The 26,250-nt window shown below is 57.5% G+C and carries 24 protein-coding genes, 1 tRNA gene and 1 riboswitch; of the genes, 8 read left to right on the top strand and 17 right to left on the bottom strand.

What is annotated here, in order from left to right; all coding sequences use genetic code 11:
* Positions 1-87: 87 nt before the first annotated feature.
* Both amrA and ribB read left to right on the top strand, forming a co-directional pair.
* Positions 88-663, top strand: coding sequence for an AmmeMemoRadiSam system protein A (amrA, locus tag QZ377_RS04890; RefSeq protein ID WP_291440061.1), 576 nt, complete (start codon positions 88-90; stop codon positions 661-663).
* Positions 664-833: 170 nt separating this feature from the next.
* Positions 834-982: riboswitch (FMN riboswitch) on the top strand.
* A 153-nt stretch (positions 983-1,135) separates the two neighbouring features.
* Positions 1,136-1,807: a 3,4-dihydroxy-2-butanone-4-phosphate synthase gene (gene ribB, locus QZ377_RS04895; RefSeq protein ID WP_291440064.1), complete on the top strand. Its 672-nt coding sequence runs from the start codon at positions 1,136-1,138 to the stop codon at positions 1,805-1,807.
* A gap of 169 nt (positions 1,808-1,976) precedes the next feature.
* Here ribB and QZ377_RS04900 read toward each other — a convergent pair whose 3' ends face one another.
* From QZ377_RS04900 to panC, 4 genes are all read right to left on the bottom strand, one after another.
* Positions 1,977-4,226 (bottom strand): ATP-dependent RecD-like DNA helicase, encoded by a 2,250-nt coding sequence (locus QZ377_RS04900; RefSeq protein ID WP_291440066.1) that lies wholly within the window; start codon positions 4,224-4,226, stop codon positions 1,977-1,979.
* A gap of 15 nt (positions 4,227-4,241) precedes the next feature.
* Positions 4,242-5,336: a chorismate synthase gene (gene aroC / locus QZ377_RS04905; protein WP_291440124.1), complete on the bottom strand. Its 1,095-nt coding sequence runs from the start codon at positions 5,334-5,336 to the stop codon at positions 4,242-4,244.
* Positions 5,337-5,733: 397 nt separating this feature from the next.
* The gene (gene metK / locus QZ377_RS04910; protein WP_291440068.1) at positions 5,734-6,906 is read right to left on the bottom strand and encodes a methionine adenosyltransferase; all 1,173 of its coding nucleotides are present in this window, start codon (positions 6,904-6,906) and stop codon (positions 5,734-5,736) included.
* A 40-nt stretch (positions 6,907-6,946) separates the two neighbouring features.
* Positions 6,947-7,795, bottom strand: a complete 849-nt coding sequence (gene panC, locus QZ377_RS04915) for a pantoate--beta-alanine ligase (RefSeq protein ID WP_291440070.1) — start codon at positions 7,793-7,795, stop codon at positions 6,947-6,949.
* A gap of 192 nt (positions 7,796-7,987) precedes the next feature.
* On the opposite strand from panC, the gene QZ377_RS04920 reads away from it, so the two are divergent.
* On the top strand, positions 7,988-8,557 hold the full coding sequence (locus tag QZ377_RS04920; protein ID WP_291440072.1) for a hypothetical protein: 570 nt from the start codon (positions 7,988-7,990) through the stop codon (positions 8,555-8,557).
* Positions 8,558-8,789: 232 nt separating this feature from the next.
* On the opposite strand, the gene QZ377_RS04925 is transcribed toward QZ377_RS04920, so the two are convergent.
* Positions 8,790-10,988 (bottom strand): EAL domain-containing protein, encoded by a 2,199-nt coding sequence (locus QZ377_RS04925; protein WP_291440074.1) that lies wholly within the window; start codon positions 10,986-10,988, stop codon positions 8,790-8,792.
* A gap of 191 nt (positions 10,989-11,179) precedes the next feature.
* Between QZ377_RS04925 and rimO the strand changes: the two genes are divergently transcribed.
* The gene (gene rimO / locus QZ377_RS04930) at positions 11,180-12,508 is read left to right on the top strand and encodes a 30S ribosomal protein S12 methylthiotransferase RimO (RefSeq protein WP_291440076.1); all 1,329 of its coding nucleotides are present in this window, start codon (positions 11,180-11,182) and stop codon (positions 12,506-12,508) included.
* A gap of 340 nt (positions 12,509-12,848) precedes the next feature.
* On the opposite strand, the gene QZ377_RS04935 is transcribed toward rimO, so the two are convergent.
* On the bottom strand, positions 12,849-13,736 hold the full coding sequence (locus QZ377_RS04935) for a flagellin (RefSeq protein ID WP_291440078.1): 888 nt from the start codon (positions 13,734-13,736) through the stop codon (positions 12,849-12,851).
* 946 nt (positions 13,737-14,682) lie between these two features.
* On the opposite strand from QZ377_RS04935, the gene QZ377_RS04940 reads away from it, so the two are divergent.
* The gene (locus tag QZ377_RS04940) at positions 14,683-15,570 is read left to right on the top strand and encodes a flagellin (RefSeq protein ID WP_291440080.1); all 888 of its coding nucleotides are present in this window, start codon (positions 14,683-14,685) and stop codon (positions 15,568-15,570) included.
* 140 nt (positions 15,571-15,710) lie between these two features.
* Here the strand turns inward: QZ377_RS04940 and QZ377_RS04945 are convergent, their stop codons facing one another.
* Positions 15,711-16,403 (bottom strand): metal-dependent hydrolase, encoded by a 693-nt coding sequence (locus QZ377_RS04945; RefSeq protein WP_291440083.1) that lies wholly within the window; start codon positions 16,401-16,403, stop codon positions 15,711-15,713.
* Positions 16,404-16,590: 187 nt separating this feature from the next.
* Positions 16,591-17,187, bottom strand: a complete 597-nt coding sequence (locus tag QZ377_RS04950) for a UbiX family flavin prenyltransferase (protein ID WP_291440125.1) — start codon at positions 17,185-17,187, stop codon at positions 16,591-16,593.
* Positions 17,188-17,468: 281 nt separating this feature from the next.
* On the opposite strand from QZ377_RS04950, the gene QZ377_RS04955 reads away from it, so the two are divergent.
* Positions 17,469-17,545: transfer RNA gene (locus QZ377_RS04955), tRNA-Arg, on the top strand.
* A gap of 381 nt (positions 17,546-17,926) precedes the next feature.
* Here QZ377_RS04955 and QZ377_RS04960 read toward each other — a convergent pair.
* The 9 genes from QZ377_RS04960 to QZ377_RS05000 all read right to left on the bottom strand — a co-directional run bounded on the left by QZ377_RS04960 (position 17,927) and on the right by QZ377_RS05000 (position 25,259).
* Positions 17,927-18,088 carry a hypothetical protein gene (locus QZ377_RS04960; RefSeq protein ID WP_291440084.1) on the bottom strand — a complete coding sequence of 54 codons (162 nt, stop codon included), beginning with the start codon at positions 18,086-18,088 and terminating at the stop codon, positions 17,927-17,929.
* Positions 18,089-18,336: 248 nt separating this feature from the next.
* A complete protein-coding gene (locus tag QZ377_RS04965) occupies positions 18,337-20,073 on the bottom strand; it encodes a VWA domain-containing protein (protein ID WP_365854256.1) in 1,737 nt (578 codons plus the stop codon).
* Positions 20,030-21,052 carry a DUF3150 domain-containing protein gene (locus QZ377_RS04970; protein WP_291440086.1) on the bottom strand — a complete coding sequence of 341 codons (1,023 nt, stop codon included), beginning with the start codon at positions 21,050-21,052 and terminating at the stop codon, positions 20,030-20,032. Before QZ377_RS04970 ends, QZ377_RS04965 begins: the two co-directional genes overlap by 44 nt.
* A 9-nt stretch (positions 21,053-21,061) precedes the next feature.
* A complete protein-coding gene (locus QZ377_RS04975) occupies positions 21,062-22,408 on the bottom strand; it encodes an AAA family ATPase (RefSeq protein WP_291440088.1) in 1,347 nt (448 codons plus the stop codon).
* Between the two features lie 75 nt (positions 22,409-22,483).
* Positions 22,484-22,957, bottom strand: a complete 474-nt coding sequence (locus tag QZ377_RS04980; RefSeq protein WP_291440090.1) for a zeta toxin family protein — start codon at positions 22,955-22,957, stop codon at positions 22,484-22,486.
* Positions 22,957-23,139 carry a hypothetical protein gene (locus QZ377_RS04985; protein ID WP_072312438.1) on the bottom strand — a complete coding sequence of 61 codons (183 nt, stop codon included), beginning with the start codon at positions 23,137-23,139 and terminating at the stop codon, positions 22,957-22,959. Before QZ377_RS04985 ends, QZ377_RS04980 begins: the two co-directional genes overlap by 1 nt.
* A 158-nt stretch (positions 23,140-23,297) precedes the next feature.
* A complete protein-coding gene (locus QZ377_RS04990) occupies positions 23,298-23,762 on the bottom strand; it encodes a hypothetical protein (protein ID WP_291440094.1) in 465 nt (154 codons plus the stop codon).
* 43 nt (positions 23,763-23,805) lie between these two features.
* Complete coding sequence (locus QZ377_RS04995; RefSeq protein ID WP_291440096.1) at positions 23,806-24,486, bottom strand: IS1595 family transposase; 681 nt, start codon at positions 24,484-24,486, stop codon at positions 23,806-23,808.
* Between the two features lie 419 nt (positions 24,487-24,905).
* Positions 24,906-25,259: a helix-turn-helix transcriptional regulator gene (locus QZ377_RS05000; RefSeq protein WP_291440098.1), complete on the bottom strand. Its 354-nt coding sequence runs from the start codon at positions 25,257-25,259 to the stop codon at positions 24,906-24,908.
* A gap of 175 nt (positions 25,260-25,434) precedes the next feature.
* Between QZ377_RS05000 and QZ377_RS05005 the strand changes: the two genes are divergently transcribed.
* Together QZ377_RS05005 and QZ377_RS05010 are read left to right on the top strand one after the other, a co-directional pair.
* Positions 25,435-25,863, top strand: a complete 429-nt coding sequence (locus tag QZ377_RS05005) for a hypothetical protein (protein WP_291440100.1) — start codon at positions 25,435-25,437, stop codon at positions 25,861-25,863.
* 13 nt (positions 25,864-25,876) lie between these two features.
* Complete coding sequence (locus QZ377_RS05010) at positions 25,877-26,239, top strand: hypothetical protein (protein ID WP_291440102.1); 363 nt, start codon at positions 25,877-25,879, stop codon at positions 26,237-26,239.
* The last annotated feature ends 11 nt before the right edge of the window (positions 26,240-26,250 follow it).

Here is a 26,250-nt window from a genome sequence, read left to right on the forward strand (position 1 = left end):
AATGCCGTAACTGCTGTTGCGGCATTTCTTGCTTTGTACGGTATTATTTTGCACTATATCGCAAAACTGATACGGCAAGGAGTGAGCATGGGCATTTCGTTCAGCCTTACGGATGCGGAGAAAAATTTTTTAAGCCGCCAGGCCAGGATGTCCATTGAAGCTGGTCTGCTGGGCAAGGCCGTGCCTTCCATCCCCGAACCGCCGGATACCCTGAACAGGCTTCAAGCACCTCTGCTGCGCCCCCTTGGCGCGTTTGTGACCGTCACTCTCAACCGTACCCTGCGAGGCTGCATCGGCAATATTGTCGGCCGGGAACCTCTGTACAAGAGTGTCTGGCATCTGGCCGCAGCGGCCGCTTTCAGCGATCCCCGTTTTTCTCCCCTGACGCTGGAAGAGTGGCGCAAGGCCGAACTCGAGATTTCTGTGCTGGGGGCGTTGCAGTCCTGCCCGAACCCCGAAAAAATAACGGTGGGGCTTCACGGCCTTGTCCTGCAATGGCAGGGACACAGTGGCGTTTTTCTGCCGCAGGTTCCTGTGGACCAGGGCTGGGGCCGCCTGGAGTATCTGGATAATCTTTGCCTCAAGGCCGGTTTGCCCAAGGGGTGTTGGCGAGAACCGGGCGTGGACCTGTTTTGCTTTGAGGCTTTTGTTTTTCCGGCCTGATCTTTTCAGGTTTGCGCGTTCGTATTTTTTCGACCTGTCCTGTTTATCTGCATTCACCTGCATTCATCTGGCGCGGCGTTTTTGCGATTTTTTCGCCAAACGATCCGGCATCCATATCTTTTTTCCGTCTGCGACATCTTGCACAACCGGGGGTGAAAGCGTATGCTTTTCATGTTTCTCAGGGCGGGGTGCAAGTCCCCACCGGCGGTGATCTGGCGGCCTAATGGCTGCCGGCAGCCCGCGAGCGCCCATGTTGGGGTCAGCAGATTCGGTGTGAATCCGAAGCCGACGGTAATAGTCCGGATGGAAGAGAACGGTTGCAGCCGCCAATGGCCTTGCGCATGTGCGCCGGGTTTTTGCTGCCGTGTGTGAACTTTCGCCTTGGGCTGAAGTTTTCGGCGGCACTCCTTTGAGCGGCCCGTCCACGCCCTGATGCACCCTCTCCCGGCACCAGCCGGAAAAGGAGAACGGCATGCATCAGCCCTCACTTTCCCTTGATTCTTTTGGCAGCTCGCACGAGCGGGTACAGAAGGCCCTGGCGTCCTTGCGCGCCGGAGGCGGCGTTCTGGTGGTAGATGATGAGGACCGCGAAAATGAAGGTGACCTCATTTTTCCGGCCCAGACCATCACTGTGCCGCAAATGGCCATGCTCATAAGGCATTGCAGCGGCATTGTCTGCCTGTGCCTTACAGACGAGTACACCCGCCGCCTTGATCTGCCAATGATGACAGAGCACAACACCAATACCCAGCAAACGGCTTTCACCATTTCCATCGAGGCCGCCACAGGCGTGACCACAGGGGTTTCCGCTGCTGACCGCGTGGCGACCATTCAGGCCGCTGTGGCGGAAAATGCAGGCCCTGCGGATCTGCGCCGTCCGGGCCATGTGTTCCCCTTGCGGGCAAAGCCCGGCGGGGTGCTGGCGCGGCGGGGGCATACAGAGGCCACGGTTGACCTCATGCGTCTGGCCGGACATGCGCCCTGCGGCGTGCTGTGCGAACTGACCCTGGATGATGGAAGCATGGCCCGCCTGCCACAGGTGGCGGCCTTTGCTGTGGCTCATTCCATTCCCCTGTGCAGCGTGGAAGACCTGGTGGCCTGGCGGCATGGCCTTGGGGATGAAAGCATCGCCATTTCCGCGTAGGCAGCAGGCAGACAGTTGCCGGAAGTATGATAATACATGCCGGAAAGCTGCATTTCCACACACGTAATAAACAGGCCGTCCGCATATGCGGACGGCCTGAAATGTTTGCAGCCAGCCGGGCTTGGCGCGGCTGAAGCTGGCCGGGGGCTGCCCCGGAAACATCCTGTTTTTACTCGTCGGGAGCCAGCCGTTCGGCCAGCCGGGTGTAGCGCTTGCGCGTCTTGTTATTTTTGACAGCCATATGCAGCGCGCGGGATTCGCCCACCAGAATGACAAGCTTTTTGCCGCGTGTGGCTCCGGTATAGATAAGGTTGCGCTGCAACAGCACGTAGTGCTGCATCATTATGGGTATGACCACGGCGGGATATTCAGAACCCTGGGATTTGTGGATGGATATGGCGTAGGCCGGAGCGAGTTCGTCCAGCTCATCAAATTCATAAGGAACCACGCGATCATCGAAGGTGACGCTCAGGGTGCGGTCGGCAAGGTCAAGAAAGCTGATCCGGCCCATGTCGCCGTTGAACACGTCCTTATCGTAGTTGTTGCGTATCTGCATGACCTTGTCGTGCAGGCGAAAGGCGCGTTCGCCGCGCCGCACTTCAAGGCCGTTGGGGTTCAGGGCTTCCTGCAGGCGCGCATTCATATGCCCCGCGCCCACGGCCCCCTTGTGCATGGGGGTAAGCACCTGGATGTCGTCCACCGGGTCAAGCCCGAAGCGGCGCGGAATATGGTTGCGCACCAGGTCGACCATAAGGTCGGCGGCTTTTTCCGGGTCATTCTGGTGGATGAAGTAAAAGTCCGAAAGGCGGTCTTTGCTGGACTCCAGCGAAGGAACCTCGCCGCGATTGATAAGGTGGGCGTTACAGATAATTTCACTTTCCGCCGACTGGCGGAAGATTTCCGTCAGCTCCACCACGGGAACCACGCCGGAGGCGATGATGTCGGCCAGCACATTGCCCGGTCCCACCGAGGGCAACTGGTGCACATCGCCCACCAGTACAAGGGTCGCCCCCAGGGGAACGGCCTTGAGCAGGTGGTAAAAAAGCAGGGTATCCATCATCGAGGCTTCGTCCACCACCAGCAGACCGCAGGCCAGGGGGCTGTCTTCGTTGCGGGCAAAGCCGTCTTCCTTGGGGCTGTATTCCAGCAGGCGGTGGATGGTGCGGGACTCGCGCCCCGAGGTTTCGGCCATACGCTTGGCGGCACGCCCTGTGGGCGCGGCCAGCAGGATGCGGGCGCGCACCTCGGCAAAAAGTTTGATAATGGCGTTGATGATGGTGGTCTTGCCCGTGCCGGGGCCGCCCGTAAGCACCATGACCTTGCTGCGGGCGGAGGTGCGCACGGCTTCGAGCTGTTCCGGCGCAAGGGATATGTTGAGTTCACCCACCACCTTGTCCACCAGCGCGTCGGGGTTTTCAAATCGGATGGATTTGGGCGAGCGCATAAGCCGTTGCAGGTAGAACGCGGTTTTGGACTCGCAGTGAAAATAGCGGCGCAGGTACACGCCTGTTTCAGGCTGCGTACCGTCGGGACCGGGCATGTCCATGTCTTCGCGCACGATGCGCTCGTCCGTTTCAAGGGCGGCCAACGCGTCGCAAACAAGGGCTTCGTCAACGCCCAGTTGCGCACATACGGCCTCCATAAGCGCGGTCTGCGGCAGGTAGACGTTGCCGTCATCCGTGGCTTTTTGCAGCACATAGAGTGTGCCTGCCTGTATGCGCAGCGGGTGGTCATGCTCGAAGCCCAGCTTGCGGGCCGCGGCATCGGCGGTGACAAAGCCTATGCCGTGGATATCCATGGCAAGGCGATAGGGGTTTTCGCGCACGATGCCCAGGGCATCCGCGCCATAAGCGCGGTAAATGCGCACAGCATAGGCCGGGGTGATGCCGTGTGGCTGTAGAAAAAGCAGCAGGTCGCGTATGCCGCGGTGTTCGCCCCACGATGCGCGTATGCGCTCCAGGCTTTTTTGCCCCACGCCGCGCACCTTGAGCAGGCGCTCCGGCTCTTCATCCAGCACCCGGATGGTGTCTGTGCCGAAAGCCTTGACGATGCGCGTGGCCATCTCTTCGCCCACGCCCTTGATAAGCCCAGAAGACAGGTACAGGCGTATGCCCTCGCTGGTGGCGGGCAGCATTTCTTCAGCGTGGCTGAACTCCACCTGGCGGCCAAAGCGGGCATTATTGACCCAACGGCCGCCGAGCTTCATTTGCACGCCCGCCTGCGGATTGACCATGTGGCCCACGCAGCTTACGGAGTCACGCGGGCGGGTGAGGCCGCCGTCGCCTCCGCCGCTGTTGACGCTGCCAGGCATAAGGCGCAGTACAGTATAGCCGTTTTCTTCGTTATGAAAGATAACGCGCTCCACAGTGCCGGAAATTTCAACGGCATCCGGGTCTTGCAGCAGGGGCATGTCCTTCATGGCGATGATATATCCTTAAAGGCCGAGGCCCATGCGCTGCTGTAAAAGCAGGGCGTCTGCCAGGGCCAGGGCTGTCATTGCCTCAAGAACGGGCACGATGCGCGGAATGGCGGACAGGTCGTGACGCCCGCCAATGAGGATGTCCACGGGCTGGCCCTGCCTGTCCACGGTTTTTTGCGTAACGGCTATGGAGGCTATGGGTTTGACGGCGGCGCGCAGCACAATATCCTGTCCGCTGGATATGCCGCCCAGGATGCCGCCCGCATGGTTGGAGGCAAAGCGCGCCTTGCCCGGCTCCGGCGCATCCGCCGGAAGCAGGGGATCGTTGTTTTGCGAGCCGCGCAGGGCTGCTGCGGCAAAGCCTTCGCCCACCTCTACGCCCTTGACCGCGCCCACGCTCATGACGGCATGGGCCAGCACAGCATCAAGCTTGTCAAAAACAGGTTCGCCAAGGCCGGCTGGCACGTTGCGTGCTTCAATACGCACAATGCCGCCCAGGGTTTCTCCGGCTTTGCGGGCTTCGGCCACCAGCGCATCCCACTGGCTGACGGCAGAGGGCGCTGCGGCGCAATACGGCCGTGCCGCGGCTCCGTCCATGTCCAGTCCCCAAAGGGGCGCGGCAACGCCGCCCAGTTCAACGCAGCCGCCGAGAACCGTCACACCGCGCCGCGCCAGGATTTTTTTGGCAATAACGCCTCCAGCAACACGCGCGGCTGTTTCGCGCCCCGAAGAGCGCCCGCCGCCCCGGTGGTCGCGCAGGCCGTTGTATTTCTGAAAATACGTCCAGTCCGCATGGCCTGGGCGAAAGGCTTCGGCCAGATTGCCGTAATCGCGGGAGCGCTGGTCTTCATTGGCAATGAAAAAGGCAATGGGGGTTCCCGTGGTGCAACCCTCGAAAACGCCGGAAAGCAGGCGCACGGTATCGGCCTCTTTGCGTTTGGTGGCCGTGGACCCCTGGCCGGGTTTGCGGCGGTCCAGTTCTGCCTGGATATGTGCTTCGGTCAGCTCCAGACCGGCAGGGCAGCCGTCAATAATACCGCCGAGGCCGGGGCCGTGGGACTCGCCGAAGGTGGTCAGGCGCAAGGCGCGCCCAAAGGTGTTTCCGGCCATGGTGTACCTCGCGCTGGACAGAAAATAGGATTCGGGCCGCCATACGGCGGCTGCAATCCGGCCAGTATAGGAAAGGGCGGCGCGGCTGGCAAGGCGCGCATGAAAAGGGATGCCGGCGGCAGGCATGAACACGCGGGCAGGGGCAGTCCGCGCTTGCCGGGCGTGTTGCCCGGTACGCGCGCTGACCAGGCGCAAGTTGCGCAGCCAGAAAATTTTCAAGTGGTTCCGGAAAAGATTTTTGTGGAAAATGACGAAGCAAGAGGGGGAACTTCTGGAAAAAGTTCCCCCTCTCGTATCAGTCAGAGCGCGCTGATTTTCAGCATCTGCATGCGTAAGATTTACAAGGCGCTCACTGCAATTCTTGACAGCGCAACCCAAAGCGTTGCTGCTTTTCCGCTTACACCTTGGCGGCGGTGCGCAGGTCGGCCACGGCATCGGTGGCTTCCCAGGTGAATTCGGGCAGCTCGCGTCCAAAGTGGCCGTAGCAGGCGCTCTTCTGATAGATGGGGCGCTTGAGATCAAGGCGCTGGGTGATGAAATAGGGGCGCAGGTCAAAAACGTCGCGCACGGCCTTGGTGAGGATTTCATCAGGAATTTCGCTGGTTCCCTGCGAGGAAACAAGCACACTCACAGGCTGGGCCACGCCGATGCAGTAGGCGATCTGCACTTCGCACACCGGGGCAAGGCCAGCGGCCACCACGTTTTTGGCAATGTAGCGGCCCATGTATGCGCCGGAACGGTCCACCTTGGAGGGATCCTTGCCGGAGAACGCGCCGCCGCCGTGGTGACCGCTGCCGCCGTAAGTGTCCTGAATGATCTTGCGGCCGGTAAGCCCGCAGTCGCCCATGGGGCCACCCACCACAAAACGCCCGGTGGTGTTGATGAAAATTTCGCAGTCTTTTTCGTTGAAATAGCCCGAAGGTTCAAGAATGGGGCGGATGACGTGTTTTTTCACGGCTTCGGCCACATCGTCCTGGCTTGCGCTGGCCGCGTGCTGGGTAGAGACCACCACGTTGTTGATGCGTACGGGTTTGCCGTCCTGGTATTCAAAAGACACCTGGGTCTTGCCGTCCGGGCGGAAAAAGTCCACCAGGCCGTCCTTGCGCACCTTGGCAAGCTGCTGTGAAAGCTGATGCGCCCAGTAAATGGGGGCAGGCATGAGGGTAGAGGTTTCATTGCAGGCAAAGCCGAACATCATGCCCTGGTCGCCTGCGCCCTGATCTTCGGGCTTTGAGCGCACCACGCCCTGGGCAATGTCCGGAGACTGGTGCCCGATGGTGGAAATAACGGCGCAGGTCTGCCAGTCAAAGCCCATTTCGGAACTGTTGTAACCGATGTTCTTGATGGTTTCGCGTACCACGGTGGGCAGGTCGGCGTAGCCGGTGGTGCTGATTTCGCCGGCGATAACAGCCATGCCCGTGGTGACCAGCGTTTCGCAGGCCACGTGCGCGTCCGGATCCTGCGTCAGCAGGGTGTCCAGTACGGCGTCGGATATCTGGTCGGCCACCTTGTCGGGGTGGCCTTCGGTAACGGATTCAGAGGTGAAAAAATATTTGCCCTTGGTCTGCATGCTGTTCTCCTTGGAAGGGACGCGCGGCAGGCGCGGTGGTTTACGAGCGTAAAAGAATGTTGTCGATAAGGCGTGCCTTGCCCATGCGCACGGCACAGGCCATAAGGGCCGGGCCTGTTACCTCGTCAAGCGGCTCCAGTGATTCCGGATGCACTATGCTGAGGTAGTCCAGGCGGCCAAGGGGCAGAAGCTCCGCCCAGCGGCGCAATACGGCCTCACGCAGCAGGGATGCGCTGCCTGCCCCCTCCTGCGCGAGCTTTTGGGCATGGAGCAGGGCCTGGCGGATTTGCGGCGCCTGCGCGCGTTCTTCCGGCGAAAGGTAGACATTGCGCGAAGACAGGGCCAGGCCGTCGGTTTCGCGCACGGTGGGCCGGGTTTCAATGCACACGGGCAGGTTCAGGTCACGGACCATACGCCTGATGATGGCCTGCTGCTGCCAGTCTTTCTGGCCGAAAACCGCAACGTCTGCCATGCTCAGCATAAAGAGCTTGAGCACCACCGTGCAGACACCGCGAAAGTGCGTGGGGCGGGTTTGCCCGCACAGGCCCCTGGCAAGCTCCGGCACTTCGACCCAGGTGGCATGGTCGGCTTCGTACATGCTCCCCGGTTCGGGCATGAAAATGGCGTCAGCGCCGTGGCTTGCGGCAATGGCCGTATCACGCTCGGCGTCGCGCGGGTAAGCGGCCAGGTCCTCACCGGGACCGAACTGGGCGGGGTTGACGAAAAGGCTTACCACCAGGCGTTTGGCCAGGGTGCGGCCATGGGCCATGAGGTCTTCATGGCCGGCGTGGTAATAGCCCATAGTGGGCACAAGGGCGATATCGTCCCCGGGCGCATGCCAGGCGCGGCACTGGGCCGCAAGTTGCTGAGGCGTAGTAAATATCTGCATATCAAGGTATTGTGATATGGTTTATGAATGACCTTTTATACACGTACAGACCACGGTTGTAAAGGAAAAGTCGGCGTTACGAAAAGCGCGCCGCAGCGCCGGAGGGCGGGCAGCGCGGGGCCAGGGCCGCGAGGCGCATTCTGCCTTGACCGGCAGGGCGGCAGTGGGCATAAGAACTACGGGAGGATCTTCATGCTGAAACCCTTTTATCAGGGCAAACTCGACACCTTCTGCGCCATCTACGCCGTGCTTAATGCCCTGCGGCTTACCCACAGCATCCGGGTGCTCAAGGCGCGCGAAATCCTTAATGACACGCTTATGGCCCTTGCGGCCTCGCCTGCGGCGTTCCGGGCCGCGCTGGAGCAGGAAACGGACTATTGCGACCTGGTGGACGGCATGCTCCGGACCCAGAGCCGCATCTTCCCCCTGGACGTGCGCCAGCCTTTCGGCACAGATCAGGATCCTTCAGTGGACCAGGTGTGGGACTGTTTTGACCAGTGGCTTAACGGCGGCGGCAACCGGGCGCTTGTTTTCCGTTTTTTACGGCATCTTACGCCTGACGGGCCGCCCATGAACCGCCACTGGACAACTGCCGACAGCCTGAAAAACAACGTGCTGCGCCTTTTTGACTGTAGCCATGAGGCCGAGGCTGTGCTGAACGTGCGCAAAGACAGTTTTGTCACCAGCGTGCGGGATATATGTCAGGAAAAGCTTCTTTACATCCAGCCCAATACCATACGGCTTATGCGGCTGCCCCTGTAAAGGGTACTCCGCCGGGGGCGGCACTTCCGGCTGGTGAGCGCCTGTCCGGGCCACGCTGTGCCTGGACACGGGATCAGCCGCCCGCCACAGGGGCCGCAACGCGGCTTGAGCCGCTGGTAAAAGTTTGCGACCGGGAAACACGCCGCAGGCCTGCGCAGCCAAACGCTGGCACGGGCAGGCGGTGTTTTTGAGCGTGCAGGGTTGAGAATGCACGGTCTCAACGGCGGGTGAGCTAGAAATCGCAGAAAGGCTTTTCGTCGCTGAGGGGCAGGCCCAGATTGCGGGCGTCGTTATCCAGCAGGGGGTCCACCCAGAAGGCTTTTTCCTGAATAAAGGAAAGCACCTCAAAGGCGTCTTTGTCCAGCGGCTGGGAATAGTAGAAGCCCTGGGCGCAGTTGCAGCCGCAACTGAGCAGAAAGCGGGCCTGATCAAGGGTTTCAACGCCTTCAGCCACGATATGCATGTGCAGGTCCTTGGCAAGGGCAATGGTATTGCGGGCCACAATCTGGCCGCGTTCGTTGTCTGTGCCGTCGCTGATAAAGGCGCGGTCCAGCTTGACGATGTTGAACGGCAGGGCGCGCAGGGTGCTCAGTGAGGAATAGCCCGTGCCGAAGTCATCCATGGAAAAAATAAAGCCTTCGGCCTGCAGTTCACACATGATGTGAATGAGGGCCTTTTCATTTTTGAAAAAGGCGCTTTCGGTAAGCTCCAGTTCAAGCAGGTGGCGCGGCAGGCGGTACTTGTCTGTAAGCTGGACCAGTTTTTTGGTCAGAGCGCCGTCATTAAAGTGCAGCCGCGACATGTTTACCGAGACGGGCATGGGTTTATACCCCTTGTCCAGCCACATGCGCAGGTTCTGGCAGGTGAGGTCCCAGATATATTCATCGAGCCGCACGATAAAGCCGTTGCGCTCGAAAAGCGGCACAAAGCGGCCGGGCAGGATCAGCCCGTCGTGCGGGTGCTGCCAGCGCACAAGCGCTTCTGCCCCCACGATACGGCCGCTCGACAGTTCCACCTTGGGTTGCAGGTAGAGTTTGAACTGCTTTTGCTCCAGCGCGCGGTACATCTGGTCGGTAATGTAGCTTTCGTCATGCAGGCGCTGGCGCAGCGCGGTGTCATAAAAGGCGTAATTGGCAAGGTCGCTGCCCTTGATGGTTTTTTGCGCCAGATAGGCCCAGTCGCAGAGCACATGGGCCGGAGTACGGCGGTCTTCCACCTGGCAGACGCCAAAGAAAAGCTTGACCCTGAAGGTATCGGAGTAGTGCTCGAGCCTGCGGGAAAGGGAGTGGATGAAATTTTTTATCCGGCTGATGTCGCCAGTAATACACACGGCAAACACGTCGGCCGTAAGGCGGGCGTAAGCCTCGCACTGGGTGTTGATGCGCTGGCGGATGAGGCGGGCGATGGCCCGCAACAGGCGGTTGCCTTCTTCCAGGCTGAAGGCTTCGTTGATGGCTTTGAAGCCCGCCACGTCAAAGCGCAGGATGGAGTACGGCTCTGTGGGGTACTCGCGCAGCAGGGCTTCGACCTTTTCAAAGAATGTCTGGGTATTGTACGCCCCTGTCAGGGGATCATGCTCGGCCCGCAGGCGCAGGGCCTGCTCTGTGCGGGTGGCGGCATCCACATCGTTGATGGTGCCGATGTAGCGGTCGCCCGGGCTGTCGTCCGCCAGACAGGTATAGGTGACCTTGCACCAGATGAACTGCCCGTCGCGGCGGCGCAGCAGGCGCAGGGTCATTTCGCCGGAGCGTATGCCCAGGGCCAGGCGTGAAAGGCAGGTGTCAAAGGCGGCACTGTCGCCGCTGTACAGGACATTGTCTTCACGCCAGACATCAAAGGGAATGCGGCCATCGTAATTTCCGGCCAGCAGTTCGCCTACGCGGGGGCTGATGTAGGTCAGATCATTATTGCGCCACTCGAACACCAGCGTGCGCGTATGGTCCACCACGGCCTTGTAGCGCAGGTTGTCGAGCTTCTGCTGCTGGAGAAGCTCGTTTTCACGCACAATGGTGGCCGCGCGCTTGAGGTCGTCCACATCCTGCACGCAGACAAGGTAGATGAAGTGCCCGCCGGGCTGACGGACGGGAAACGCGGTAATGCGCGTCCAGCGGTAGCTCAGGTCGTGGCATTTTCTGCGCACGTCAAGCGTTGAGAACGGCAGGCCGTTTTTTTCAAGGCCCTGCCTGGACAGAGGGTCCCAGAAGCGCAGCAGCGCATCGTGGTCGTCAGGGTGGACAAGCCTGGTCAAAGCCTCGGTAAAGAGCTCTGACAGGGTGAATTCGCCCGAAGGCGCCAGAAGCGTGTCATCGCCCCTGTACAGTTCGCGCGCTTCGTCTTTTTCAAAGTCCAGAAGGTATATTTCGGCGTAGACGCTGCGTAGCACGCCTGAATAACACTGCTCTTCCATCCTGCCGCTTGCGAGGCATGTCATGGGGGCTACAGCGAAATTTTTTTTGATGTCGGTTGGGATGGGTTTGTTTTTCATAAGCAACGCTTGTTTGGTTGCGCACGGATACGGCGCTAACGCCGGGCTGTCAAGTCTTGAGCCTAGCACCGGACCCGGCGTTTTGCAAATGAGCCGCACTGGTGACAAGCCGCAGGCACATCTGTAGGATGCCCCTCATGACAAGTGCAAACAAACAGAAAAAAATCAAGGTCTGGTCGTTGAGCCTGGGATGTCCCAAAAACAGGGTCGACAGTGAGCGCCTGCTCGGTTCGCTGGGCGCGCCTGTGAGCCATGTGGAGCACATGGGCCGCGCTGACCTTGTATTCATCAATACCTGTGGTTTTATTGATCCCGCCGTGCGCGAATCCGTGCGCGCCGTTCTGGACGCGGGCCAGCGGTTGGGCCGTTGCAGCAAAAAGCCCCTGCTGGCCGTGGGCGGCTGCATGGTGGGCCGGTACGGCGCGGAAAATCTGGCTGAAGATCTGCCCGAAGTGGATCTGTGGCTGCCCACGGCTGACCTGGCCCGCTGGCCCGCCATGGTGGCCGAGGCTCTGGCCCTGCCCCCGCCGCCGGTGCGTATGCCCGGCGGCGGCAGGCTGCTTTCCACCGGGCCTTCCTATGCGTGGCTCAAGGTGGGCGAAGGCTGCCGGCACAAGTGCGCCTTTTGTACCATTCCTTCCATCAGGGGGGGGCTGCATTCGCTGCCAGCCGAAGATATTGTGGACGAGGCCCGCGCTCTGCTGGGGCAGGGGGTGCGCGAGCTGGCCCTTGTGGCCCAGGACCTGACGGCCTGGGGTGCGGATCTGGGCATGAAAAACGGCCTTCCGTCCCTGCTGGAAAAACTTGCCGCGCTGGACGGTCTGGCCTGGCTGCGCCTGCTCTATCTGTACCCCAGCGGAGTGACGCCGGAACTTCTTACCCTGATACGCGATACCGGGGCGCCGCTTTTGCCTTATCTGGATATTCCCCTGCAACATGCCCATCCCGATGTGCTTTCACGCATGGGCAGGCCTTTTGCGGGCAATCCCCGGCGCGTGCTGGATGCCGTGCGGCAAATTTTGCCGCATGCGGCTCTGCGCACCACGTTTATTGTGGGCTATCCCGGCGAGACGGACGAACAGTTTGAAAGTCTGTGCCGCTTTGTGGAAGAAAGCGCTTTTCAGCATGTGGGGGTATTTGCCTACCAGGCTGAAGACGGCACAGAAGCGGCGACCCTGCCGGATCAGGTGCCGGATGCGGTCAAGCAGTGGCGGCGCGACACCCTTATGGACATACAGGCGGATATCAGCGAGCGCCTGCTGGCGGCCCATGTGGGCAGTCGCATGCAGGTGCTGGTGGATGCGCCGCATCCTGAATGGCCGGGCCTGCACAGCGGCCGCGTATGGCTTCAGGCCCCTGAGGTGGACGGCATCACCTATGTGAGCGGCCCTGGCGTTGCGCCAGGAGCGCTGGTGGAATGCGACATTGTGGAAAGTACCGAATATGACCTGACGGCGCTGGCTTAGCGCCGCGTCACATGGAACATATCTGACTGCCCGGCGCGGATTTTTGCGGCAAATCCGTGGTATGATGCTGCGCGAGGCGTACCCGGCACGCCGGGTATTTTCTCCGGTTGCGGTGCGGGTTGGGGGAACAGGCAGCAACGCCAGGTGTGCGGGGCGCCCCTGTTCTGCTGTCAGGCACGCAGGTTAAAGTAACAATGCTCCAGGGGCCGTTTTTGCAGAAAAGCCGCTGGGGCGGCAACGTCTTGAAAATGTCCCCCAATAAATATCCCCGGAGGAAACCCTCCGGGGATATTTGGTGTGCGTGCTGTGGCACGCCCTCAACCAGTCGCCTGGTGGCGGTTTAACGGCCGATGAGCTGCATAGCCATCTGGGGCATGCTGTTGGCCTGCGAAAGCATGGCCACAGCGGACTGGGTGAGGATCTGGTTGCGTACGAACGCCGTCATTTCCGTGGCCACGTCCACGTCGGAAATGCGGGATTCGGCAGCCTGCAGATTCTGTGACTGTGTGGTCAGGTTGGAAATGGTGTTTTCCAGCCTGTTCTGCAACGCGCCAAGGTGCGCGCGGATCTTGTCCTTGGAGATCACGGCATCGTTCAGGCCCACAAGAGCCTTCTGCGCGGCTTCCTGCGTGGAAACCGTGTAGGCGGCAGACGCCGAATCGGCCTGGTTACCCACACCCAGGGCAGAGGCGGTGCTGTTGCCTATCTTGATGTAGTAATAGTCTTCGGCCGAGTCGTTCATGCTGCCGAAGTGCACCTTCAGCTTGCCGGTGGCTGTCAGGTCGCTGCCGTTGTGCGTATCGCTCGACAGGTTGCCGTTCAGCAGATAGATGCCGTTGAAGTCCGTGGCATTGGCGATTCGGGTAATTTCCGAAGCCATGGCCTGGTACTCCGATTCGATCATCAGGCGCTGTGTGGAGTCATAGGTGCCGGTGGCTGCCTGTTCGGCCAGTTCCTTCATGCGTATGAGCTTTTCGTCAATAACGGCCAGAGCGCCGTCAGCGGTCTGGATGAGGGAAATGGCGTCGTTGGCGTTGCGGACACCCTGCTGCAGAGCGGCGATGTCGGTACGCATCAGTTCGCGGATGGCGAGGCCGGCGGCGTCGTCAGCCGCGGAGTTGATGCGCAGGCCCGTGGACAAGCGCTGCACCGAGGACGACAGATTGCCGTAGTGCGATGTCAGCGTGTTGGCCACCTGGGTGGCCATCTGGTTGTGATTGATATACATGACATTCCTCCCTGAATGTTCTGCATGCCCGGCGATGCTTGCGCGCGTCCGCTTCCTTGCGGGCTGTCGCCGCACAGTGTTCGTACTGACGAACGGATGACGGTTGTTGATTTCTTCGTAACGGCCCATCGCCGCTGCGAAGCCCCAAAACTACGGGTTTTTTGCTCCCACAGCCTCGTGGCAGCTATGGGCAAAAAATGCCCGGAAACCTGTGCCAGGGGATACAGCAGGAATCATGCCATTTTTTTTCAGGGAAAAAGCGTCAACACTTCGTCGTCCAGTGCTTGCGGCCGTAGGGCCACCTGCTGTGCATACGGAGTGCTTTGCATGTGTGTTGACAGGAACGGAATGATATCTACCTGATGGGGGAGATGTTTTTTCAGGCGTGCTCAAAAAAGGCAGTATGGACTTGCCCCTGATCAGGCAGGGACTTGCCCGCCGGCAATATTGTACAGCTCCGCGCCGGGTGAAAGGCTTCCTCCTCCAGCGGGCCTGCGCTTCGGCCCACACAGATCCCCGCTATTGTGGCGGGGATCTGCTTTTTGCCCGTGCGGCTTCGGATGAAATGTTTTTTCGGCAAAAATCCGCATCAGGCAGGCCCGTGCTACCGGCACAGACCTGAAATGAAGCGGTTTTTTTGTGCAGGCTGCCGCCGGAAGGCGCTTTTTATGCAGGGGGGAGCATTTTTTCGTTAAGAAGCTACTGTATCAACCTTTTGCGGCGCTTGCCCCGGCTCTGGCCGCGCAGGCGCCGCGTTTGCGGTTTGGCGGCGGGCGTCTGTTGCAGGCGCCAGGGGGGATAAGCATTTTCAGGAACAACCCGCTCTAAAATAAAACTGCTCTAATGTCCTGACGCCAACGGCCGATAAAGCAAGCAAAGGCGGTATACGCAAGGACGCGTTGGCATTTCGCGCCGCCTGTGACGTACAGCATTCATGGAGGAATGTATGTATATCAATCATAACCAGATGGCCACCCAGGTGGCCAACACGCTGACATCGCACTACGGCAACCTGTCAAATTCGGTGCAGCGTTTGTCCACGGGCCTGCGCATCAACTCCGCGGCCGACGACGCCGCCGGCCTCGCCATCCGCGAACTGATGCGTACCGACATCGCCGCTCTGCAGCAGGGTGTCCGCAACGCCAACGACGCCATTTCCCTCATCCAGACCGCTGACGGCGCTCTGGCCGTTATTGACGAAAAGCTCATACGCATGAAGGAACTGGCCGAACAGGCAGCCACCGGCACCTATGACTCCACACAGCGCCTGATGATCGAATCGGAGTACCAGGCCATGGCTTCGGAAATTACCCGAATCGCCAATGCCACGGACTTCAACGGCATCTATCTGCTGAACGGCAACCTGTCGAGCGATACGCACAACGGCAGCGACCTGACAGCCACCGGCAAGCTGAAGGTGCACTTCGGCAGCATGAACGACTCGGCCGAAGACTATTACTACATCAAGATAGGCAACAGCACCGCCTCTGCCCTGGGTGTGGGTAACCAGGCCGATTCGGCGTCTGCCGCCTACACGGTTTCCACGCAGGAAGCCGCGCAGAAGGCTCTTGTGGGCCTGAACGATGCCGTGATCTCCAAGGACAAGATCCGCGCGCACCTTGGCGCGTTGCAGAACAGGCTGGAAAACACCATTTCCAACCTGACCACACAGTCACAGAATCTGCAGGCTGCCGAATCCCGCATTTCCGACGTGGACGTGGCCACGGAAATGACGGCGTTCGTACGCAACCAGATCCTCACCCAGTCCGCTGTGGCCATGCTTTCGCAGGCCAACAGCATGCCCCAGATGGCGCTTTCGCTCATTTCGAGGTAGGGCTGAAAACAGGTGGTGGAGGGCGTTTGCCCGGAACAGCCCTGCGGCAGGGGAGTGCTGCGTGGCTATAAAAATCAGAAAAGGCCGGTTCGCCATTTGGCGGACCGGCCTTGTATTTTTTATGCTGGTTACGGCTGCTGTCAGCGGCCCGGAGAAAAGGCACGCGTTTGCCCCGGGGCCATAACCGCACAGGAACAGGGCAGGTCCAGTTTTGCCAGTTCTTTTTCAAAGTCCCGGGTGTCCTGCGCCAGCACGGGAAAGGTTCCCCAGTGCATGGGGATCACATTTTTGCAGTTGAGCAGCTTGCAGGCCAGGGCCGCCTGCGATGCGTCCATTGTGAAAACGCCGCCAATGGGCAGCAGGGCCACATCAATGGAGTAGAGCTGCCCCCACAGGGCCATATCACCGAAAACGCATGTGTCGCCGGAATGGTAGACGGTGAGGCCGTCGGGCATGCGCACGATGTAGCCCGCCGGACAGCCCGAGTCAGTGGTGTGGAATGCCGGAGTCATGGTAATGCTCGCGCCCTTGCAGGCGAGGGTGCCGCCCATGTTGAAGCCGATGCCGTTGAGTATCTGGCTGTCGGGCAGACCGGCGGCGGCCTTTTGCGCCGTGCCGACGATGGCCCCGAGCATGGCTCCGGTTTTTTTGCATATGGTTACTGCTTCGCCCACATGGTCACCGTGGTCGTGGGTCAGAAGCACAAGGTCGGCGCGGCCCACATCATCTACGCCAAGCCCGTATTGCGGAGCCAGAAAGGGGTCAATAACCACATGTACGTCATGGTTGCTGATTTTGAAGGCCGAGTGTCCAAACCAGGTTATATCGCTCATGCGTGCCTCCTTTGCTGTTGTTTTTGCCGTTATTTCTGTCCTGCCCGCGAAAAGGGGCAGCCGCCTTGCGCCTATGCGTCCTGACGCGAAAACCGCAAATATCGCCGAACCTGCGCTGGTCCCGCTGCTGTTTGAGGTGGCGGAAAGCCTGAGGTGGCCGGAATGCAGTGTTCCGTCGGTGTTACAGTCAGCCCGGCCATCGCCCCAGATTGTGCGGCAGGCCTACCTGGTCGAAAATTCTGCCGCACAGGTGCAGCAGCAGGTCATCCACGCTTTGGGGTTTAAGATAGAAGCCCGGGCAGAGGGGCATGATCACTGCTCCGGCTTCACGCAGGGCAAGCATGTTGCGCAGGTGAATGGCCGAAAGCGGGCTTTCCCTCGGGACCAGCACCAGGGGCAGCCGCTCTTTGAGGGCTACATCCGCCGAGCGCTGCACAAGGTTTCGTGTGGCTCCCGAGGCTATGGCCCCGAGTGTACCCATTGAGCACGGCGCAAGAATCATGGCCGCAGGCTCCGGACCGCGCCGCCACCATGAGCCGCTGGAAGGTCCGGCCCCCAGGTTTTCCGCGTCGTGAACGTGGTGCGCGTACTGGGTCAGCAGCTCCGGGCCGGATTCACACTCGGCGCGCAGAACAGCATGCGCGCCTTGCGAAATGATGCAGTGAACACGCACATCGGGCATGGCCGCCAAGCTGCGCAGCAGGCATGCCGCCAGCGGCATGCCGCTGGCGCCGCTGACGCCCACCAGAATGTCGCGCGGCCGGGCGCACGAAACAGCGGGCATGGCGGCGCGGCTGCCTGTCCGGGCTGCCTCGGTGGCTGGGGATATGGCGCTTGTCATGATTATTCTCCCTGCTGCTTGCATACCTGACAAGCAGGTTACACGCAAACAGGCAACGGTGCGCAACTTCAGCTTGCAACGCGGTCAGGCTGGCAGGAATCGCATGAAGAACGCTCGCGCCCGGGCTGGTCAACATGCAAGGCCAGCAGCATGCCTCCGGCACGCTCTGCGTTGTTTGCGGCCTTGACAGGGAAGGCGAGTCGGCATATCAAAACAGTTCTTATGCGCCCGTAGCTCAGCCGGATAGAGCGTTGGCCTCCGGAGCCAAAGGTCGTGAGTTCGAATCTCGCCGGGCGCACCATAAAAATTAAGTACTTATAGGAGATACCTGTAAGTGCTTTTTTGTTTTTCCAACCCTATTTCCAACCTTTTTATGGGAAATAGATACTGCTCCATGCAGTTCCGTAGCACATTGTTGGCATGTCCGGTAGCCTCATGAGCGAACCAGCCCTTAAGATTTGCGCTTACAACAGATGGAAGGACACACGACGCTTACCGTTTGGCCTGCTGTGATTGTAATATCCCTTGCAGTGGTCGATCAGCCAATCCGCCGCGATCCGTTTGTGGAATGCGCATGTTGCCCACTAATCGGCCAATAATTTCGCAGTCAAAAAAACGAAGACTGAAATAGGCATCGCAAAGGTAGGGAAACGGGGATTTCCCCGCTTCCCGCCCGCAATTTCTACTTGTCTTTATTTTCCGGCAGGGCCAGCTTCTCTTGCTCTTCCACTGCATCGCAACTGCCATTTTTCTGACTTTCTAATTCCACCGCAATCGCCGCCGCAGTGAATACCCCTGCGACACCAGCCAGTATGCCACCGATAAAAGTCCAAGTCTTGCTCATGAATATTCTCCTTTTCAGTTACATAAATGCAGGAGGCGGGATTACTCCCGCCCCTGTGTGCCTGTTAATGATTAGTCGTCCCAATTTTCCTTGATGACCTGCAGCACAGCGATGGCAACAGGTATCCATGCCAATGGGTTCATATATCCTCCTTGGGTATCAGCAGCGCGGGATGTGCCGCCGTTTGTGTGTAAGAATTGCACGGAGCGCCCGGTACAGATTCCAGTGGCAAAAGTCCGGTGGCACCATCATGACGCGCCTCCCTGCAGAAGCGCATCCTGAAGCACACTAAACATGGCGGGTGCCAGATCGGGCAGGTCGTTAATGACCCGGCTGGTCTGTGGCAGCAGATGGGATATATGCTCATCACGAATGCCAAGGCCATAAAACTCAAAACCGAGCCTTTGCGCTATGTTCAAAGCCTGTAGTGCTGCGTGTGCGCTATCAGGCACACCGTCAGTGATAGTCAGGATTATTTTTCGCTGTTCTTTGAGGAACAGCATGGTCTGCATGACCCACCACATGGCCGCAGCCAGAGGGGTGCCGCCCGATGCGTTGATGTCGAAGCAGTCCGGCACCTTTTGACCATGCCGCATGATAGGGAATACGGAACTTGTGGAAGCTGTCGCAGAAAAAGCTGTGACCGCAGGGTTTACGCCCCGGATGTTTTCCAGTGCCTTTGCCACAGCAAAGCAGGCCTGCCTTGCCAAGGCGATAGGAGCGCCGGACATGCTGCCGCTAACGTCCAGCAGGATGTGTACAGCGGTGTTGAGGCCCCGCTGTTCCACCTCCCTGCGGAAGATGCGCGGATTGCCCGTTTGTAGCCTGTGGAGCGAACCGGTATGCAAGGCCCCGCGTCGCCCGATGCTGCACCGTTTTTGCGTTTGCGCCTGCAGAAAACCTTGGAGCCTGGTGCGCAGTGCGATGCTGGCTTGGAGTGCTTGCAGCTTTTGCGCTTCCGGCAATGCTCCAGTCTGCCGAAAGCCTTCAACAGCGACTGTAACCGTTTCGGCTGCTGATTCCGGCGACTGACTGGTGAGTGCTGCCGACAGAAGCTCTCCGAGGTTTTGTGGCAAATCCTGTGCTTCGGCATGCAGCAGGGCTGTCAGTTGCGCCTTGGCCCTGCTGGAAGATGAAGATGCAGACAGGTCTCTTTGTGATGCACAAGCTGACGAGCCGGTGCCTTCCCCTTGGGAGGCAGGAACGCTGTGGTCAGTGGCATCTCCCATGCCCGTCGTTACACCGGATGCGTGGCCTTTGCCCCTTTTGCATTTATGTTGCGCAGGCTTTTCGTCATCTCTTGCCTGTTGTTGTGGTTCCCATTGTCGGATGCTTTGTGCCAGTTGCCGAGCATAGGCGATGGCTGAAACCGTATCAGGGCAATGGATGCGAACCTTGACCAAAACTGCGTCCAGCACTTCTTTCAGACCGGAGAAGTGTTGGCGTAGAACCTCTGCCACCGCCGTGCGAAGTCTGTTGACCTCTTCCACATCCCAGGCTCTCACCGTCAACAACACATAGTCCAAAACAGCAAGGGCCGGGGAATCACCCCCGGCCCTTGGCTGTGCCTGCTCTACAAAGAATCGTCGTATCAGCCAGTTCAGATTCTGGCGGCAACCGGGGAAAATGGCGGACAGTTGCTTTTCAATACGCCAGTCCTCCAGACAGTTGAACAAGTTGAAGGTTACAGGATCAAGCCTGGCGGCTTGCAGCACAGCAAAATCCGTGTACCGAATATGGGCTGCCTCGTGGTCACAAAAACCTTTGGCCAGCGCCAACATTTCCGGCTCGCAATCCATAGGTAATGAAGGTAACTGAATGACCTTGCCGTTGGTGCAGGCCTCTTTACCACCGATACGCACCTGCACACCGTACTGATCGCCCAGAACGGACGCCAGCAGAGGCAGGCAATTGAGTATATCTTTGGAACGGATCATGACGTCACCACAAGCCCAGGCTGGGAATGACAGGATGTGGCAACGCATCGTCTGGTATAGGGATATCTGGTAGAATAGGCTCTTCGACTGATTCTTCGCCTGCGGTGTTATGCACCTGCATGCTTGAGGTGTCGCCCGACCCAGCCAGCAGAGCGTCCAGCACAAAGGCCGGGCCGTAGCCTTCAATGACCTTCTGGGCGTGCCCCACGAGGGCCGTACTGTCTTTAAGCAGGCAAACCAAACCCTGCAGAAGCAACAAATCAGGTCCGGTGATATTGCCCTTCTTGGGCATACGCAGCAGTGCAGCCTGTACGATATCCGCTACAGGGGCCACATGCGGTTCTACGAAAGACAAGCCCGTGAGCTTGGCATGCAGAGTCCGCAGGGGCGAAAGCGCTTTGTGGGTTACTTCTGTTTTTCCGTGGTACACCCTGCGCCAGATGTCTTCGGCAGACTTGGCCACTTCGCCAAAGAGCGTGCCACCCAGGCCCTGCACCTCTTCGGCCAGACCGGCCTCCAGCACGGCGGTATTATCCGCATGCTGTGCCAGAGGAGCCACTTTATAGAGTTGCCAGCGAAAATCCATGCGGTTGCGAACATAATCCGGCCCCACGATGGAGTTGCGGATGATTTCGCCCCACTGATGGTGCTTTTCAATCCAGGCCTGGACGTTCTGATCATAGCTTGCCAAGAAGGCTTCCTTTTCTTTCTGGAAGTCGCTGCGGATGCTGAGCAGCTCCTGCACAATTTCACCGGCCTTTTCTTCGGGTATGGCCCAGCCGGACATGAAACGTACTCCGTGCCGATCCAGATAGTTGAAGGCGCGGGCCTTGAGTGTGCCGAACACTTTGAGGTTTTCCGGGTCGGCAATGCGCTTGGAGCCAAGAGAGGCCAGATCATCAGGCGGCAGTTCCGCACCGCCCAGATCTTCCTGGCTCATTTTGCGGCGGGCCGACCACAAACTGACGTTGAGATTGAGGGCCAGCAAATTGTCCAAAATGCGAATGTCTGAAAGAACGTGTGTCATGATGCTTTCCTATAATGAGCTTTTTGTCGTGTTGAGGAGGTAGCCTTCCGTGAGTTTTTTGGCTGCGCGGGCCTCAAGTTCCAGAACGGAGTTATTGCCCGCACAATTTTCAGCGGAGATAAGGTGTTGTTGCCCAGCGGTGCCAGGTTTGCCCCAGTGGAGCGTAAGGCCTTCGGGGCGGGCCTCGCCGACCCAGAACTTGCCATCCTGTGTTTTGCCGGGAAGATTATGAACTACTTGAAGATGAACGCGGGGCTTGGCTACCGTCGACGTTTTGTGCAACTGGCCGCGCATGAAACGCAGGGCTTGCTCACCCTGCAGGAATTCTTCCTCTGTGTCGGTGCTCATTGCCTTGAGGTCAGCTTCCGTATGTTGAGGAAACATGCGCTGTGCCAGTTCGTGCAGCATGGCTCGGGTTTCACGGCTGGCACGATAAGCCAGTGCCCGGTCAAGGGCATAGGTGACAGGCTGGATGCCCTGATGGGCCAGTGGCTGAAAGCGCAAGGTCAGGTCTCCCCAGCGTAGCAGACTGCGCGTGGAGAAGGTGACTTCAATGGTAGTGGTGAGATTGCTGCCGGAAGCCTCGCCCATGAAGAGCTTGCGGACTTCATGGGCATAATCCACCATGCTGGCGCAAAGCCTTGCGGGCAGCGAGGGGAAGCGCTGGGCCAGCAGATTTTTTTCCACCGCTGCATCGGGGTAGCCCACCTCGCAGATGGTGAAGCGGTCCAGCCATGCGAGGTTCTGCCTCTGGGTTCCTTGGTAGAGACCTGTGTCATCACCAGCACCATTGGTATTGGCCGTGGCCACGAAACGGAACATGGGGTGCGGCTGGATGATCTCGCCCCCATTTTCTGCAATGCACAGGGGGGAGCCGTCCAAAACGCTGTTCAGGCCAGCGGCGATTTCCGGCGAAGTTAAATCAATCTCATTGAGGAGCAGAATCGCCCCGTGACGCATGGCCAGCGCAAGCGGACCGTATTCAAAGGTCATGTTGCCGTCCCTGACCGTCAGGTGCCCCACCAAGTCGGCAAATTCCAGCCGTCCGTGGCCCGTCACTTCAAACACGGGATAGTTGAGCCGCGCCGCCAGTTGCTTGATGCAGCTTGTTTTGCCGCAACCTGTGGGGCCAAAGACATAGAGCGGTTCGTTAGCCCCTTGGGGGCTGACAAACCAAACTACGATGTCCCGGCTGGATTCATGAAAGATGTAGCCATGGTCAATGGCCGGGCTGTAGGCCGAAGGTGCGGCATAGCCCCTGACCGTGGTGCCGGAGGGTTTACCGCTGAAGACCTGATCGGCGTCGAGGTCGGTGGGCTGGAGATTGTTGAAATCGCTGACTAAAGTTTTGTTCATAATACATGCTCCTTCAATGCAAAGAGCCCGGCTTCCATCAGGAAAGCCGGGCTCTTCAAAATATGTTCTTTGGGGTTATATTATTCTTTTGTAATTACAGAAGGAATTATCCAAAATGGTGACCTTGTCCGCCAGGGCCATGGCTTTGGGTAGGTTCTCAAGGCTGCGGGCAAAGCGGCGCACTATGTCTTGTGGAGGAACGCTATGCCCTCCGCGTGATGCACGGGCAGCAACACGTTCCTGTGCCAGCGCTGCCGAAGCAAGGCGTATGTAGACAAGCTCAACTTCATAACCCCGCTGTTTTGCTTCTTGCATCAGAGTGAAGTCAAACTTGGCGGTAAGGGTAGACTCGCGCGCAAATGAAACCCCTTCCTGCAAAAAGAGGCGAGCCATACGGGCCGCAGCCTTGCCAGCGCCTATCGGGGACAAACCTTCAGCAGCAAGCTTATCAGGGTCAATAACCAGCAGGTTTTCCCGCATGGCAATTGTCCTTGAGAATGTACTCTTGCCTGCTCCATTGGGGCCACAAATGCACAAAAGCTTGGGCATCAGTTGGCCTGTTGGACTTCGGTGAGTGACATTGTTTCAGTATGTCCATCTGGGTAGCGAAGGGTATATTGCCCATTTTCATCCAGGTAGTTCAACGGGATTCCTTTTTTCAGCTCAAGCTCAAGGATTACGCGCTGATTTTCTATGGCAGTCTCGACCAGTTCTTCAAGGGTAAGCGACATAATGCCTCCGTTCTCACAGATTACGGGTAAGCCTGCTGTCGGTCAACGGGCTGTGCATGCACCAAACATTTGCAGGGAATTGAAAGTCAGGCTGCTATCCCTTTTTTGTCAGGCATGGGGCTACGTTAGAATAATATCCCATGATAATTTTCCGAAGTTCAGTTTATGGGTGAAACACTCAGCTTCTCGAAAGGCTCCCCCGTGCGCTCGCAGCGGGCCAACAGGGCGTCCACGTCAATATCGTCCAGATGCTCAAAGCAGAAGATATTGGACAATTCTCCCCGTAGCGCGTTTTTGTCCAATGTGGTTCGGCCTGCAGCCACTGACATGCGAAAGCGGTAATTCGCAGTATTCACCCAATCCCGAGTGCCAGCCTGCCGATGCACCAGCTTGAGTACGGCTTCCATCTCCTTGATTTCAGCATCCAAGGTGGTGCGCTGTTTTTTGAGAACAGCCAGCTTGTCCAGAGCAGGTTCCCATTGTGGCATCTCCACGCCCAGCGGGAATTTGGGGCAATCACTGTTGTATTCGCAGTATGAGCACAACGGGTAAAAGCCTTGGGCGCAGTCCACCTGCGAAAGGGACAATTTCCCGGCGCGGTACTTGAATGTGCTATTTGTCATCTGGGCGGTAATGCCAAGGGCAATATTTTCTATTGGGTCATGACTAGCTGAGAGGAAAATTACGGAGCATTTTGAGCACCAGTTTGTATATGTCCTCTCGCCGATGATTAAATCGAAACTCACATTCCTTCAAATGGAAATAAAAAGTGTGTTTATGCAGGCCTCTAAATCGTACAAGTCGAGTCTTTGCAAAGGCCCAGAAGCTTTCAATCCCATTAATGTGGGATTGTTTGTTCGCAAATTCGTTGTTGCCGTGCTCAACTCGAAAATGCTTTTGGTAGCCAAGGTCTACAAGACCATCATAGCCACGCCAGCCGTCAGAGTGAATAACGCTCTCAAGTTCAACACGGCCTCGGATGATGCCTTGAAGAGTGGCTTTTGAACAGTCGGGCACAACTTCAGTGTAAACGCGTCCATTGCGCTTAAACAGACCGAAAACGATAGTTTTACCACGAGCACCCCGGCCTCTAACACCTCTAACTCGGCGTGCCCCAAAGTAGCTTTCATCAACCTCAACCTCTCCACTGACAGGCGATTCAGCTTCACAGTACCGGGCGATTCTTTCCCGGAAAGCGGCGAGATATCTGTTAATGGTATTGCGGTTTAGGCTCGTAACCTCAGAGATTTGAGAGGCGTCCAAATCAACAGCAAACAGCTTTACAATTTGCCGGATTTTGTCCTCTGAAATTTTCGAGCGATAAGCATACTTGTTTTTCATTGCCATTATTAGCTTTTAGCCTCTTTAAGGCCTCTCAGCTAGTCATGACCCTTTCTATTTTATATGAATAGCATGGTCCTGAAGTGATAGATCGTACCGCTGCTCTTCACGTCATATGCAGTAATCCTCATGAAAAACATAAAATTAAAGGCCTCAATGCTGAAAAGCATTGAGGCCTTTCGCCTGTAAGCGGCTGCATTGTGCTATGTATTTTTGACTTTAACGGCATTAAAAGGTTGTACAAGCCGGGCCAACCACTGATGACGAGTTTTGGGTTCAGGGGCTCTGGCAATGGCAAATTCGTGATACAGGGCGGATCTGCGAGGCCATACAAACCCGCAGGCATCTATGGATCAACTCTAATGGTATTTGCTACAAAAAAAGAAAAGCCCTGTCTGGTTATGCCAGGCAGGGCTCACTACTTTTTAATTTTTTTCCATTTTTCGCAAAAATTGCACCAACTGCGTTGTGTGTTGGTGAACGAAAGCTCGCTGCTCTTCTGGGAGTGGGCGCAATAAGCTCGCGAGAGATTCGGCGCAAGAGTCAGCAGAAGCTTCTGGCGCTGAAAACAAATCAATCACACGACAATCCAGCGCTTCAGCAAATAACTGTAATCGCTCAAATTTAGGAGCTATCTTTCCCTGTTCCATACGCGAAAGCGACTGCTGCCCAATACCGACTTTTTCCGCAAGTTCTTCCTGAGACATCGCCAAGGCTTTCCGACGCAGGCAAATGGCCAGACCTACTGTTTGCGTCAATGAGTTGGGCCGCTCTTTCACCGCACTCTCCAGAATAGATTTAGTCTATAATTTAAACGGTAGGCGCGGCATTGACATATGCTAAAAAGCGTGATTTAAGGCGTAAAAGAGGTAAAACTGACGTGGTACGCTTGAAACATCAAGCAACGCATAAAAATCAAAATGGAGCCAAGCGATGGTTAGTCGGCTAAGGATTTTGGGCACGCTTGTTATTGCTGTAGCTATAAGCGCCTTTTTGCTGGCTTGCGGTTCGAGCGGAAACAACCTGGAGAAGCTTCATGGAAAATGGTCAGTGGACAGGAAAGAAACCGTTGATTTGAGTCCCGAATACGGGAAGATGTCAAAGGAAATGAAGTCTGAATTGATAAGTAGAATGGTCAGACCCTCATTAATTTTTGATGTTCTTGGGAAGACGGTTGAAATATATTACACTGAAAATCAAAAAGATGGCTTTACACTGCCTTTTGAAGTTAAAAAAGATAAAAGTAATATAATCGTAATAACATTAAACCGTGGTGCTCCAGTTGAAATAATATTTGATTCAGAAAGAAAAATAACAATGCGCTCCAAAGTATTTTTGCAACAAACAGGGTTCGCTGAAATTGTACTAACAAAAGAAAAATAATGGAGGACTATTCATGTCTGATGTGAGTGGAGAAGTGCAGAGGCAGCTTTCACAGAATCCAATGAAAATAGTCCACATAATTCTTGCTGTAATAATGGCATGCCTTGTAGTTGGCAGTCTGAAAAATGCTGATGACTACGGGATGTTTACCAAGACAATCGCCTTTATTGTGGGTGTTGCCAGCGGTTATTTGGGGGCCTTGCTGGGCGATTTTGTACGGAAACTCTTCATTCCCGACATGATTTTTACTACGGGAGGATTTTCCGCCCTTGTGAAGCAAAAACTGTTTTGGTTTATTGGTCCACAAGCTGTAGCCGCATTTTTTGCCGTTGCCATTGGGGCAGGGCTCATAACAAAGCTGGCAGATCAGTTTTAGCCTATGCCGAT

The organism is Desulfovibrio sp. (assembly GCF_019424165.1).
Taxonomy (GTDB): Bacteria; Desulfobacterota; Desulfovibrionia; order Desulfovibrionales; family Desulfovibrionaceae; genus Desulfovibrio.